Source organism: Autumnicola musiva, assembly GCF_031846585.1.
Lineage (GTDB): Bacteria > Bacteroidota > Bacteroidia > Flavobacteriales > Flavobacteriaceae > Autumnicola > Autumnicola musiva.
In genome coordinates this window covers 14,379-28,555 of sequence record NZ_JAVRHK010000007.1, presented here as the reverse complement: position 1 = coordinate 28,555, position 14,177 = coordinate 14,379, and the positions used below count along the sequence as shown (strand labels likewise).

The following is a 14,177-nucleotide window of genomic DNA, read 5'->3' as shown; positions in this document are numbered from 1 at the left end:
CATTTCATCGGCAATTCCCTGTGCACTACCCATAAAAGGCAAAAGCAATCCCGTTACCGCCAGCCAGACGGTTTTTCTATATGTAGCCATAGTTTTGTTTTTTAGTTGTTTATCCCATAGATATTGCGGATGGTCTGGGCATCATTTCTTTCTTTAGCCCTTTGCACCGCAAGAATGGTCGTGTTATTGTTAAAGTATCGGAGAAACATCAGTTTTTCCTGCATATCGGCATAAATCCGGTCAATGGCCTGTAAACGTTCATCATCACTCATACGGGCTTTACCTGCTGTGATAATTACCAGTAATTCATCGAGATTGCGCAGGCTTTCATCAAAGAGGTTGTCATACACCCGTCCGAGATACGCCAGTTCCTGTGGGTTAAAATTCCCGTCACTTTGAAACCGGTCATACACATTCCGGTATTCCCTAACCAGTATCATCTGATAATTCACAATATCACCCACACGTTTGTAACTGCGAACGGTGGGGCTTACTTCCATAAGCCCGTCCAAAAAAACTTTGTGTAGGCTAAAGTTTCCTTCCGATATATCCTTGATGGTATTGTAACCCCCTTCCAATATCTGGTAGCCCTTTTTCATATCGCTCAATATCTGCTTGAACTGGGTCAGTTTCTCTACATTGAGCAAAAGCTGTTGTATCTCTGCGGATTGCGCTGATGCCCTGAAAGAGCAGAAGAACCCGCAGATTATAAGTCCTATAATTATTCCTGTCTTTTTCATGGGTATTCGTTTTGAAGGTTCCTAAGTGTTTTGCCGTATTGTACTTCATGGTATTCCCTGATTCGAACGGCTGCCATCACTTTGGCTTCATTGCCGAAACTTTGCGAAAAGGTGTAATTGTCCTGCATCCGCAAGTAGAGCTTGTCGATGCGGTTCATGCGCTCATTGTCTTCCATTTGTAACTCGGTATCCGTGGTTACCGCAATAAGTTCATCCAGCGCTTGTTCACAATCCTCCAAGAGCCGGGTAAAAACCCGTTGGATATAGCTGAGTTCCGCTTCGGTAAAAGCATCGCTATTGTCAAGTTGCCCGTAGGTTCGCCCGTAATCTTGAACAATGCGTATTTGAAGGGCGATGATATCTGCTACCTTTGCATAGTGTCTGATTTCAGGGTTGACCGTACTCAGGGAGTTTATAAAATCACTGTGCAGGTCAAATTCCCTTTTGGTAAACCCTCCGATGGTGGTCAAACCCTCTTTGGTAATACGATAGCCTTTTTGGGCATATCCAATATATACCTGTAGAGCGGCAATCTGCTGAAGCAGGTATTTCTTCTGTGTCTTTTTCTGGCGGAACCACTCCGAAAAAGTCTGTGCCTGAGCGGTTCCGGCTGCCAAGAATATCATGAGTACTATTAAAATTATCTTTCTCATAGTTTGTGCTTTTAAGGGAGTCCATATAATTTTTTCACGGTTTGCACTTCAATGGAATTCTTTGCCCGGGAAAGGCTTAGCAATACATTCTGTTGATTAAAGCGCATCAGATCATCGTAATTGGCATCGACCTGATCGGCAGCATTGTTGATGATCTCCAAGCGTTTGGCATCGCTCATTGTGGTAGTAAAGGATTGGACGATCAGGGTAATCTGGTCGATGTTGTTCAGGCTTTCTTCCAGTATACCGGAGTACACTTGGGACATATAATCAATCTCATCCGAGGTAAAGTGGTCATCCTGCTGAATAAGCTGCCAGGCATGTTGGTATTCATTGACCAGCCGAACCTGTTTTAGAGTAATATCCCGGATGCGCTGGTAATAGGAAATAATTGCTTTTACCTTAGCCAACTCTTCGTAATACTCCCGGTATTGTTCTTTTTGTTTTTCCGTCCACTCGGAAATCTCATCCAGTTTGAGTTTGGAAAGTGTGTTTTCCAATGTCTTCTGGGCGTTCTGTAACCAGATGGTCTTGTTCTGTAAGCGTTGGATTTTTAAATCCACGGCTTTAATTACTTTTTTAATGCCTGCTTTGATGATCTCTACGATTGGTATCTGCATAGCATTCGCCTGTTGTACCGGTGGTACCGTGAAGGAGATACAAAGGGCAAGTAGTAACATTCTTGCATATTTTTTCATGTTTATCTTTTTTTAAGTTTTAGATCTTCCGCCATTGCGGCAATGCCCTTGCGGATGTCCCCACCAAATTTTGCCGCATATTCCATCAGTTTTACCTTTTCGGTTTGCTCAGTGGTGTAAGCCAGGTATTCTTCCACGCTCACTTCGGTGCGGTACACCTTGCTGAGCATTCCGCCGAGGCTGATAAAAACCTCTTTGTATTTTCGGGTAGGGTCGTTGGCTTTATTGACCGATAACACAAGGGCTTTTTCTTTTTCGGTTAAGCCTAAGAGTTCCTGTATCTGGTCAAATTTGTTTTGGTACTTGCTCTGATCGAGCAGTATTTTACAATCGCTGTTATTGATGATGGCCTGTTTTACAACCGGGGAAGAAATAATATCTTCCACTTCCTGGGTCACCACGATAGCCTCACCAAAGAATTTCCGTACCGTTTTAAAGAGGTATTTGATGTATTCGGCAAAGCCTTCTTTCATCAGGGCTTTCCAGGCTTCTTCAATTAAGATCATTTTACGGATGCCTTTCATTTTACGCATCTTGTTAATGAAGACTTCCATGATAATGATGGTCACTACCGGGAAGAGGATGGGATGATCTTTGATATTGTCCAGTTCAAAAACGATAAAGCGCTCCTGTAAAAGGTTCAGGTTTTCCGTAGCATTGAGCAGGTAATCGAATTCACCTCCCTGGTAATACGGACGGAGTACATAGAGGAAGTTATCCATATCAAAATCCCGGTCTTTTACCCGATCCTGTTGAAGTACTGCTACATACTCATCCCGCAGGAATTCATAAAAGCTGTTGAAACAAGGAAACACCGCCGGATTTTTTTCAAGGTGCTGGTAGTATCCGGTAATGGCATTGGAAAGTGCCACATACTCACTGCGTTTAAAGGCTTCATCATCCTTTTTCCAAAGGGCGAGCAGCAGTGTTTTGATACTTTCTTTCTTTTCCGTGTCCAGGTTGTCACCTTCACCAATAAAGAAGGGGTTGAAACGGATCGGGTTATCTTCACTATAGGTAAAATAATAGCCGTTGACCATGTCACACAGGCCTTTATAGCTATGTCCCACATCCACCAGTACGATATGGGTTCCCTGCTCATAATAGCTGCGGACCATGTGATTGGTAAAAAAGGATTTTCCGCTACCGGAGGGACCCAATATAAACTTGTTACGGTTGGTGCAAATCCCCATTTTCATGGGTTCATCACTGATGTCCACATGCACGGGTTTGCCCGTCATCCGATCCCCCAAACGAATCCCGACAGGACTTAAGGAAGTACGGTAGCCCGTTTCCAGATTCAGGAAACAGGTAGCCTGCTCGGCAAACGTGTCGAAGGTATCGTTCATCGGAAAATCAGCGGCATTGCCCGGAATACCCGCCCAGAAAATCTGGGGGGCTCCGATGGTTTCCTGTTTGGCTACCGCATCCATTTGTGCCAGTGCGGAGGACACTTTGTTTTTTAGGTCTTTGAGTTCTTCCTTATCTTCTGCCCATACCAGTACATTAAAGTGCGCTTTTACGGGGAGGCGTTGCTGACTGATGGCTTCATTTAAAAAATTATTGGTGGCATCACGGCCAATCATATTTTCCCTACTATAAGCGGATAGGGATTGCAACCGTAGCCTTTTGGATTCCAACTTTGCAATAGTCTTCTGGGCATCCTCGATAAAGAGGTACTGATTGTAAATATGGTTGCAGGGCAGTAGTTGTCCCAGCGTAGAGGCAAAGCCAATACTGAATTTGGTTTTATCCGTACTGTATTTATCGTAGTTGATACGACTACCGCAAAGTGCCGGCAGGTCGGCAGCATCTCCCAAGGTGTAAAGCTGGCAATGCTTTGAGCCTACCTGTAAACATTCCTGAAAATTGATGTCTCCTATGAGATACTGGTCATTGCGCTCGGACAGATAGCAGTACTTTTCAATAATGCCTATTGTCCGTTTGCCACTCCAAAGTTCATTTTCCCGTAACCGGGTCAGTTTTACAAAACCACTGTCTTCGATGATGCGTTGGAACTGACCGGTGCAGTCCAGAAAATCCTGTAATAGGGAGGGCTTCAACGTTTCTTCAGGCACAATTCTTCTGCGCAGCAGGCTTGAATAAGCAGAAGTTGCCGTTTTTCGGTTATCCGGCTTTTTGGTCAGCAGGATATAACAGCTATGATCCAGAAAGGGACGTTCATTAAAAAACCGCTCACTTCCCCGGCTTAAAAAGCTGGTATCCGCTTTGGTAAAATCAGGCCGATGCCCGGTTTGCAAAAACCAGTCCTGCTTATGCAGTACACTGAATTTGGGCAATACCTTAATGGCTTTTACCCAAGCCTGATGAAAAGCCTCATACTCCTGATCGGAAAGGGTAAAGATCTCCGGCAGGTCTGCTTTAAACACCACCGTGACATCGCCTTGTTTGCTCAGGATGCAGTCATGTTCCACATCCATAATCGGTAATAGATCATCCAACATTTTTTCCATCTTCACATTATTTTTATCGTTTTAAGAAAGCCTTGCGGCTTCTGGAGCGGATCGCTTTGGGAACCTGTTTTCGTGCCAGGGTTTTCATGAGTCCGTGTTCACCATATTGATGGCTCATGCGGTAGATCTTCATCACCAGCAAGGTTCCTGACCCGAGAATGACACCGATACATACCAGGGTGGGCAGCCCGATAATGTACATGATGGTAAATACAATGAGCAATCCCACAACACCGGCACCCAAATACCAGATGTATTGGGCTTTTAACCCCTTAAATTCAATACTGCGGTTAATTCCTTTATTGACCTGATACACACTGTTTGCCATACGCTTCTTTTTTAATGTTACAATCGCACCCTGCTACGGGGGCGTTCCGATACCGAAGCAGCTACTACGGTTTCTTTCACGGAATGACCGTTTGTTTGATGTTCGCCGAGTTTTATGACCGGGGTTTGTTTTTCATCCGGTTCATTGGGTTGGTGTTGCTTTAACTGGTTTTCCTGAATTTTAATAGCGATCTGCCGTTCCAGATTGGCAAGTTCTGTTTTCAGCTCACGCAGTTCGCTTTCTTTTGTAAAAGGTTTGGTGGTGAGCTTTTCAATCATGGGAAGTTCTGTTTTCAGATCGGAAAGGTTCCGTTCATACCGCTCTTTAAGATGCTCCACCCGGTCAAGGGCATTTAAAAAATGTCGTGCTGCCAGTTTCGGATTATCAGTATTAGGTACACCTTTATTGTAGGTGTATTTGATACCCTCAGCCTGCCTTTTTGCATAGAAGCTATTGGAATACCGATATTCAAACAATCCGTTTTCTTCATAGGTATCCTGTTGCCTGCGGATGTATAACTGAAAACCGTATAGGTGACCAATTTTTTCTTCGTGCTGCCCGGTTTGTGGCTTCCAGTTTTGATACAACTGGATAATATGTTTGCCTATAGCTTCACTGTCCCGACCAGCTGTTCCGTCCAATTGAATAAGGTTGGCTTTGGCACCTTCCTTGGTCATCTGGAGACGGTCTTTATACACGGCTGCATCGGCAGAGAGCTTTCCGAGTGTTTTTTCAGTGGAAGTGTAATCGTTTTGCAGTTTTTCCAACTGGTGTTTATTCCGGGTGAGCTCCCGGAAGTGGGAATGTTTCAGGCTTTCCATCACCGCCACTTTCTTTTCCAGTTTGCTTTTCTCCAAAAGGGAGGTATCCCCGGAAAGGATGGCGATGTATTCGGAAAAGTTCATTCCGCTTTTTTCATCCACAGCCCCTTCATCAATGGTGCGGACATTGAGTTCACTGTTCTTCATTTGGGAAATAAAGGTCTGCTTGTTTTTAAGCAGGTTGAACTTATAGTTGTCCAGCGATTGCTCCACGGCATAGACATAATTTTGTACCTGATTGCCGTAATGTTCTTTGGCAATACGGTTACCTTGTCTTGCCCCACGGCCGTTGCGTTGTTCCAGTTCCGAAGGCTTCCAGGGTATGTCCAGATGGTGCATCGCTACCACACGCTCCTGTACATTTAAACCGGTTCCCGCTTTTTCCGTACTTCCGAGCAGGATGCGGATTTCACCCCGGTTCATCTTACGGAAGAGTTCCGGTTTCTTGCGATCCGTCCAGTCGTGAATAAAAGTGACTTCCGTGGCAGGCATATGAAAGTCCCTCACCAGTTTTTCCTTCAGGGTATCATAAATATTAAAGCGGTCCGGTTTGGGTGTCCCGATATCCGAAAAGACAATTTGGGTACCTTTATGAGGTTGGGTATTGTTATAAATTTCAGCGATCTTTCTTGCGGCGGTGTTGATTTTATTATCCGGATGGTCTCCGTATTTCCAGTCATCCACCATCCGCATATCGGCGGCCATTTTCTTGGCGTAATTGGTTGCAATAAGCATACGCCCTTTATCTTCTTCCGGGGTCAGCCTGCCACGCCCGATCAATTCCCCATTCCCGGTCTTGGCGAATTGCATCAGGTTCTTAATAAAGACCGATTGTTCCGGTGTAGGCGGAATATTGACCAGGGTTTCGTTCAGATCAGGTTTATCCAGGTTGATGTGCCTGGCGGTTTTATAATCGGTAACCTCGTTATAGAACAAAGCCAGTTCAGGGACTTTGATAAAATGGCGGAAGCGTTCTTTGGCAATGATCTCATTGGTGACGCTAAACTCAAAGTCCGTGGTTTTACGGGCAAATACCGCTGCCCAGCCGTCAAAATTCTCAATATGCTGGCGTTCCATTTCTTTGGGTCGCAGGTATTTGAATAGCAGGTACATCTCCGTTAGGCTGTTGGAAATAGGCGTACCTGATAAGAAGGTCACACAGAGATCGGAATTGAAACGCTCCTGCAAGGTGCGCACAGCGAAAAGCATGTTAAGTGCCTTTTGGCTACCTGCCATATTGCCCAGTCCGGCCACCCGATTATGGCGGGTGGTAAAGGTCAGGTTTTTGAATTTATGGGATTCGTCCACAAACAAATGGTCAACGCCCATTTCCTTAAAGTTGATGCCGGTATCTTTCTTTTCTTCAATATCCTTGAGTACCGTTTTTAATTTTCCCTCCAGGTTGTTCTTACGGATTTCCAGACCTTTGAGCATCTTTTTGGAAATCGCCCCCGCCCAACTCCCTTACGGTATTCAGGTCACGTTCGATATGATCCAGTTCCGTCTGGAAGATCTGTTTCTGTATTTCCGGGGACTGTGGTATTTTACCAAACTGGTCATGGGTCAGGATGATGCAATCCCAGTTGTTGTTTTTTATTTCATGGAATAAGCGCATCCTTTTAGCCGGGGTAAAATCATTTTGCCCTGGTGATAATATCCGGGCATTGGGATAGGCTTTGCGATAGGTTTCCGCAATTTGATTGACATTGGCCTTCAGGGCAAGGATCATAGGTTTTTGTACAATATCGAGGCGTTTCATTTCCTGAGCGGAAACAATCATGGTGAGCGTTTTGCCCAATCCCACTTCGTGATCGATGAGTGCCCCCCGGTTCTGGATGATACGCCATGTGGCATTTTTCTGACTGCTGTACAGATCTTCAATACCTAATGCTTTTTTGTCCAGTCCCGGAAAGTTCAGATGGCCGCCGTCAAACTCCCGAAGCACATAACAATTGAAAGTATCGTTGTACAGGTTCTCGATATGCTTTTTATCGGTATCCGGCAGTTCCTTGAGCCAGTCTATAAAGCCATTGCGTATCTGGTCAATCTTTTGGTGTGCCAGTTGAATGGCTTCATTATCGGGAACCCGTATGCTTTTGCCATCTCCAACGGATACTTCATAGGTAAAAAACGGGGTTGTATTTTCCAAAGCATGTTCGAGCAAGGTATAACCATAGGTAGTCCGTCCGCTTTTTGGGGTGACGGCAAATTCCCGGGCTACTTTGGTATTCATCCCGGTGGTGACCTTAAAGGCATCCAGGGAAGGGAAATAGTTGATATCCGTCTGTTGCTCTAAAAGCTCTGCTGCAAAATGTTCATAATAGCTCACGGAAATCCATCGTTCCCCCAGATTAAAATCCAATAGTTCGAAAGGAATACGTTCCGGCTGTACTTTTTCCAAAGCAGTCAGGCTTCGCTGTACTTGTGGGGTATCATTTTCAGTACCCGTTTGTTGTTTTGCCTGTCGTAATTTTTCTACTACGTTACCGCTCAGGAACTGATCTGCGGTTTCCCAATCATTATTTACCGGGTTCAGGTAGATTTGTTCACCCAAACGGGCAATGGTTTCCGGTTCTTCCAATCCCATGGCCGCACCAATAAACCCGATATCCACCTTTCCGGTATCGTTCAGGCTATGTGCCAGAGCTTCTATCGGATCATCGGTGACAAAGCGTTTTGTGGATGCCTGAGCAGTACCGGTCAGCATATCGGATTTGACAAAACGTTCGCCTTCCCTGCGTTCCAAAGAGGATAACATGGTCAAGCCGAAAGCAGTATCTTCCAATATAAGTCTGCGGTTAGATTGGCTGTTTAACTGCCCGTATTGGGAAATGAACCGGTCATAACTTTGGCTCAATTCATGCCGTTCGGTTTTGGGAACCGGAGTTTCTGTAGTTTCTTGTAAGGAGACTTTAAGGTACTGATCCCGCAGGTTGGTATAGTGTTCGTAGAAACGTTTGTCGGTTTGGATTCTTAGGGGCTGGAACACCGCATTCTTAAAATCATTATCAATTTCGGAAAGCGTGCCCACTTGTCCCTGATAAACGATTAGTGTACCTTCTTTATGAAAGGCTTGTATATCGGTAAAGGGACGTGCTGCTTGGCTGTTTAATTGAAATATTCCTTCTAAAGTTTGGTCGCCTTCGTAGGTAAATGCATGGCCAAACCCTGGCAATTGCCCGGACAGGTTTTGCAGTTCATGCCCCAATAAGCGTGCATCCATCCAGTTGGCAGAGAAATGATCAATCTCTTTGATATTGGAATACAGTTTATACAGGTAGCGATTTGATTTTTGTTGTTTGGCTGCCAGGAGTACAATACTCTCGTGCATAGGTTTATCGGTAGTACGGAGTGTACTGATGATCCGTGCACTTTCTTTTCGAACGACAGTTTCATCCAAAGGATTGATATAGGCTATGGCACGGTTGCTCTGTTCAGCTGGAGCGGTATCAAAAAGTCCTAACTGCACCGAAACGGTTTCTGCTTTATTTTCGGGCATCGAAAGATAGGTCAGCTTCCTGCCACCAAAATCTTGTTTTTCTTTTGGTAGGGATTGACTTTCGAAATAACGCTCCCGATTCAAACGTGTGTTAAACCCTTCGGCAAGGATGTATCTGAGTTTTTCACGAATGGCATTGAGGTTTCCATGTTGCCATACGGTTTCGTGTGCCTGCCCGTATTGATTTTTGCCCGGTTGTATGGTATTACCTGTAATAATGTTCCGATGCTGTTGAAAATAGCCATTGCTATGGTAGATTCCGTATTCGTTCTCTGACGGTACGGTAGTAATCAGTAAGGCTTCCTCTTCGGACAGGGTCTCTTTTGTTGCATTCTTTTGGACAATCAGCAGATGATTGGGTGCTTCGGTATTGCCGGTATCCTTCATCAGGTTATCGGGCATAACGGACAGGCTTATAAAATCCGATTTTTCAAACAGGTATTCCCTCGCTTTTTGGTTGGACGGGCTATTTAAGAAAGCATCGGTGGTAATATATGCCATGAGACCGCCGTCAGCCAGTTTGTCCAGTCCTTTGGCAAAAAAGTAATTGTGTATTTTTCCAGATATTGCTTTATCAGGATAGGCTTCATCATAAACTGAAAAGTTGCCGAACGGGATATTGCTGACCATCAGGTCATAGCTCGAATTTTCGGTTATTGGGGTTTCTTCAAAACCGGTTATGTGTGTTTCTGCCGGAACAGGCAGCGTACTATTGATAGCGGAGAGTACCAATCCGGAAAGGATATCTTTCTCTACGGCGGTGATCTTTTCCAAGTCAGGAAAAGCCCTTACAGCTTCACTGATAAAAACACCGGAACCTGCCGAAGGTTCGTACAATCTTTTGGGTTGAAGGTTTTGATCTTTTAGGACAGTATATAAAGTTTCGGGAACTACCTGCGGGGTATAAAAGGCGGTCAGCACACTATTACGCAAAGAAGAAATAATATTCTTATATTGAGTTTCGGTATAGTTTTCCTTCAGTAGGTCATGAAGCTCCATAATACCTGCATGGTGTTTCAGGTCTTCTTTGGTGCCTCCATTGGCTGACCATTCTTCCTTTGTACCATAAGGATATAGGATAGCCTTGATGCCTCCAAAACCTGAGAATTTATTTAGGTTGGAAACTTCATCCGGGCTTAGTTCCTTACCGTCTTGATGGTTCAGGGCGGTTCGGATTGCCCTGATATTATCCTGTAGTTTTTCTGAAATATTGTAAGCCATATCCACACATTATTCATTCTCCCAATTCCTTTATGGCTGTAAAGCCGTCCTCTTTTCCTGATGACTAGCTCTATTTTGTCAGTAAGTAGCTGTATTCCTGTACCTGTCCGATAATAGCGTATCGCAACTGCCTATCGTCTTCGTTTTCTGCGTTGAATCCATATCCGTCAAAAATGTCCTTGCAATAATCAATCAGGTTGACGACTTCATAGGTGAGTGTGCCGCTTTCCCGTAATTGCTCATAATCGGCTGGGAATTCTTCTTCAAGTACTGAAAGGAGGTAGTGGTAACGGGAAGGTTTAAGTTCTTCGGTCATCCGATCCAGACACAATTCCTCCACAACATAGCCGGGTCTGTTTTCAGAAAGTAACTGTTCCGCCAAAGGCATGATCTCCATCACTTTTGAATCCAAATAAGTGGTCACAGAGTAGTCTTCCTGTAGATTGAACATCAATTCGGGATTGTTGTGGACGATAAACGCCCACAACTTTTCTTTTAATAGCGTCTGCATAATTCCTGGATTTTAGATACCGAAGAACGACTGGATCACAGTAGCCACGACCACCAGGAAAATACAACTGCCAAACCAGGCGGCGGCTACCTTGCCGGTGTCCTGATCGCCATTGTTCCATTTCTGATAAACCTTTACGGCGCCGATTAAACCTACTAAGGCACCTACGGCATACATCAGGTTGGTGCCTGCGGCAAAATAGCTCCGTACTTTCATGTTGGCTTCATTAATACCTTCAATACCATCCTGTGCAAAAACACTATAATGGATGGCCATTAATGCCATAGCGGCACAAATTGAAATAACTCTTTTGCGGGTAAACCTTGTTGTTTTCTTGCTGCACATTTTCATAACTCACTTGTATTAAAGTTTAAAATCAAAAGTTTTTAATAAAAAGCGGAACGTTTTCGCTACCTCATGCCCCATCCTTTTCTGCCACACATTGCCCATACGCTCGGGGTAGGGAAGGGAAACACGTTCCGCCGGGACTGCTACCTTTTGTCACTCCACAATTCATCTACTTCCTCTTCATTGAAGGCAACAATCCCTTGTTTTTCACACTCCGATACAATCAGTTCATTGACCGAAGGGCGGAGCGCGGATGTTTTTACCGAAGGAAATTCTTTTAAGACAAGGCGCAGGTACTGCCTGAATTCTTCCTTGACAAGTTGTTTATCAAGCGCATCGGTAATCACGGTTTTCATTTTCTCGATCAGGTGTTCTACTTCGGTAAATTCGTCATTCGCTTCCTCATCAGTAGTTACCGAAATATTTTCTGAATCATCATTTTGCAAGGGTTCATGTTGCGTAAAACCAGATGTTTTTAGGGTGGGTTTTCGTTTTCCTGCCAACAGGTCTTTGAGGTCACTCGAAAAATACCGTACCCCAACAAATAAGTAATAAATAATTAGTAGTATGGAGACTGCCAATAGGTAGTCCGTCCATGAAATCTGAGTAAACATACGCCTCTCTTTTATCGTTCTACAATTCAACTCGGCATTTAATGTCGGGTCGTTTACATTAATCTCGATAGCAAAGAAACGGATGAAGGTGGGCTGCTACAAGTCCAACTTTTTGTTGGAACCTTTTTGTAACCTTTGGAACCTCAATTAAATGAATGTGCTTCGGGGAAGAAAATTTTTTAAAAAAAAAGAGAACCTTCTTAGAAAGTTCTCTTTTGTATGGATGGTATGGAGGGGTGATTTTTATTATTTCATCAATTTCCATTTCCCGTCTGAAAAATGGAGTGTAGCAGAGCGCGCAATCGGTTTTGAAAAATCACGTTTCATTAAAACAGAAAAGGGAGTAACATTGGTACTGGTTACAGTATAAGTCACAGGGATGGATTTTTTACCATTGGATTCAGTGCTATTTCCAAGTTCTATATGGCTTACAGTTTCTTCTGCAATCTTTACTTTTTGTATGTCCACTTTCTTTTCCTTTTCTGTAGGTTTTATCAGGTAGGGCTGCGCTGCTTTGGTAAAAGTAATCAAAGGTGAACCGATATCTTTTAATTTTTGTGTTTTTTGAATAGTAACCATACCTGCGGTATCAAGCTTTAGATCCAGTAGCTTTTTAGCATGAGCGGGATCACTGCAAAAGATATCATAATCAATAGTACGTGGATAGTTCAGTTCTTTACGGATTATTTTAAGGACAGTATCCTTATCAGGTTTCTGATTTGTTTGGCATCCAATCACAGGGATGATCATGAATATGAGAAACAGTTTTTTCATGGTATAATGATTTTAATATTCCTTAATTTTTTTAATAATCCGCTCCAGGGTTTCAATAGCTAATTGTTTATCGCGTTCTTCTGCCACATAAGATTTGCTACGCATGCCATCGTATGATAAATCTTCTTTATAAGGGGTTGATAAATGGGGAACAATGGTTTTAAATACCTGGCTCATGGATTTTGCAACCAATATCCGTAGTTCATCGGAAGCACGAAATATAAGTCCCATCTGGTCGGTGGAAAGCATGCAAAGTACTTTTTGCTTCTCCTTTGCAGTTGATTGCTTTTCTACCGGGTTCTCCTTTTTGCTTTGGAGCGGGACTACTGATAGGTGCAATTTCTTTTCTAGGTAAAGAATCTCTTGTGTGAACCAATTCCCTAGCACGGTTTCCAGGTCATGGTAATTAGGATTTAGAATAACCTTGGGCTTTCGATGTAGTTGTTTGAAAGCTTTGTAATAGTAGAGCAGCATGTCCATTTTTTCACGGGCGGTATCACAATCGTTAATTTTTTCGGCAAGATGATTAGTAAGTAAGTTTATGTAAGCCTTACTATTGTAGTTAAGATAGATCAATAACTCGTCAAGATGAGAATATGCCTCTTTTTGTTCTTTGGTCCAATCAATATTTTCAAGTCCGCGTACAAGTGTTTTTTTATAGAAAACATCCCTAAATGTAACTTGGTATCGAAGACAAGGGGTATTTAAAAAATGGTATAATCTGGTCATAACTATTTCAAAAGCCGGATTGGACGTAGAGCTATTACTGTTAATCGATTCCAATTTTTGCAACTTTTTCTTAAGTTTTTGTTGGGTTACAGAAAGATAGGTTTTTGGAACCCGTTCTTCTGGACTGAGATGGTGGGGAAAACGTGTTTCAATAAAGGAGAGGAGTTCATCAATGTTTGAAATTAATACTTTATATACATTTTCTAAATTGCTTTTTTGTGAGGAGGAATTTTGGTTCTCCAGGGTGTGGTCAAGGAGTGCTATAAGAGAGGAGTGGTATTGTTTAATCAGTAGTGTAATTTCCTCTTCATTGTTGCTGGAGAAAATCTGACTTTTTATAAGTGATTGTAGACGAAGGTTTTCTTTTGGAACACGGTTTAGAATATGATTTAGCTGGTCATTATTAATCGAAGCTATATCTGTTCTATGAGGATTAAATGTAATTGTAATCAACAGATCTAGCCATTCCAGAGGATATGGTAGGTTTTCATTTTTCAATGTTATTTTAGATTTAGTAAGGGCTAATTGCATAAAATAATACTTTCTATTGAAAAACTTAGTTTTTAATCAAATTGTGAATAGGTTCTCTTTTTACTAAAAACTGGTTATAAGATGAGTTTGGTAATAGAATTAGTAATTGAGGGTAAAATTTAATGCAGAGGTTTTATACCGCGTTCTGCATTCTTGTATCGGAACCTTCAGAACCGTTGCATTCAAACTGTTCGCTAAATATGGACATTGCTTTCTCGAACATCACCTTCGTATTT

Annotated in this window: 12 protein-coding genes; all 12 read right to left on the bottom strand. The window is 43.0% G+C overall.

The window, feature by feature from the left end:
• Nucleotides 1-101: 101 nt before the first annotated feature.
• The 12 genes from RM539_RS10665 to RM539_RS10610 all read right to left on the bottom strand — a co-directional run bounded on the left by RM539_RS10665 (nt 102) and on the right by RM539_RS10610 (nt 13,941).
• Nucleotides 102-740, bottom strand: a complete 639-nt coding sequence (locus tag RM539_RS10665; protein WP_311503388.1) for a tellurite resistance TerB family protein — start codon at nt 738-740, stop codon at nt 102-104.
• Entirely contained in the window at nt 737-1,393 is a 657-nt protein-coding gene (locus tag RM539_RS10660; protein ID WP_311503387.1) for a hypothetical protein, read from the bottom strand. Before RM539_RS10660 ends, RM539_RS10665 begins: the two co-directional genes overlap by 4 nt.
• An 11-nt stretch (nt 1,394-1,404) precedes the next feature.
• A complete protein-coding gene (locus tag RM539_RS10655; protein WP_489752680.1) occupies nt 1,405-2,091 on the bottom strand; it encodes a conjugal transfer protein TraI in 687 nt (228 codons plus the stop codon).
• Nucleotides 2,092-2,093: 2 nt separating this feature from the next.
• Nucleotides 2,094-4,565, bottom strand: coding sequence for a TraG family conjugative transposon ATPase (locus tag RM539_RS10650; RefSeq protein WP_311503385.1), 2,472 nt, complete (start codon nt 4,563-4,565; stop codon nt 2,094-2,096).
• Between the two features lie 13 nt (nt 4,566-4,578).
• Nucleotides 4,579-4,893: a DUF4133 domain-containing protein gene (locus RM539_RS10645; protein ID WP_311503384.1), complete on the bottom strand. Its 315-nt coding sequence runs from the start codon at nt 4,891-4,893 to the stop codon at nt 4,579-4,581.
• Between the two features lie 17 nt (nt 4,894-4,910).
• Nucleotides 4,911-7,148: a helicase-related protein gene (locus tag RM539_RS10640; protein ID WP_311503383.1), complete on the bottom strand. Its 2,238-nt coding sequence runs from the start codon at nt 7,146-7,148 to the stop codon at nt 4,911-4,913.
• Nucleotides 7,123-10,434, bottom strand: coding sequence for an Eco57I restriction-modification methylase domain-containing protein (locus RM539_RS10635; RefSeq protein ID WP_311503382.1), 3,312 nt, complete (start codon nt 10,432-10,434; stop codon nt 7,123-7,125). The genes RM539_RS10640 and RM539_RS10635 overlap by 26 nt, the downstream gene beginning before the upstream one ends.
• Nucleotides 10,435-10,504: 70 nt before the next feature.
• Nucleotides 10,505-10,945, bottom strand: coding sequence for a hypothetical protein (locus RM539_RS10630; RefSeq protein WP_311503381.1), 441 nt, complete (start codon nt 10,943-10,945; stop codon nt 10,505-10,507).
• 12 nt (nt 10,946-10,957) lie between these two features.
• Complete coding sequence (locus RM539_RS10625) at nt 10,958-11,230, bottom strand: DUF4134 domain-containing protein (protein ID WP_349254718.1); 273 nt, start codon at nt 11,228-11,230, stop codon at nt 10,958-10,960.
• A gap of 206 nt (nt 11,231-11,436) precedes the next feature.
• Nucleotides 11,437-11,937, bottom strand: a complete 501-nt coding sequence (locus RM539_RS10620; RefSeq protein ID WP_311503380.1) for a hypothetical protein — start codon at nt 11,935-11,937, stop codon at nt 11,437-11,439.
• A 216-nt stretch (nt 11,938-12,153) separates the two neighbouring features.
• Nucleotides 12,154-12,681 (bottom strand): hypothetical protein, encoded by a 528-nt coding sequence (locus RM539_RS10615; protein ID WP_311503379.1) that lies wholly within the window; start codon nt 12,679-12,681, stop codon nt 12,154-12,156.
• Nucleotides 12,682-12,693: 12 nt separating this feature from the next.
• Nucleotides 12,694-13,941 carry a hypothetical protein gene (locus RM539_RS10610; protein ID WP_311503378.1) on the bottom strand — a complete coding sequence of 416 codons (1,248 nt, stop codon included), beginning with the start codon at nt 13,939-13,941 and terminating at the stop codon, nt 12,694-12,696.
• Between the last annotated feature and the right edge of the window lie 236 nt (nt 13,942-14,177).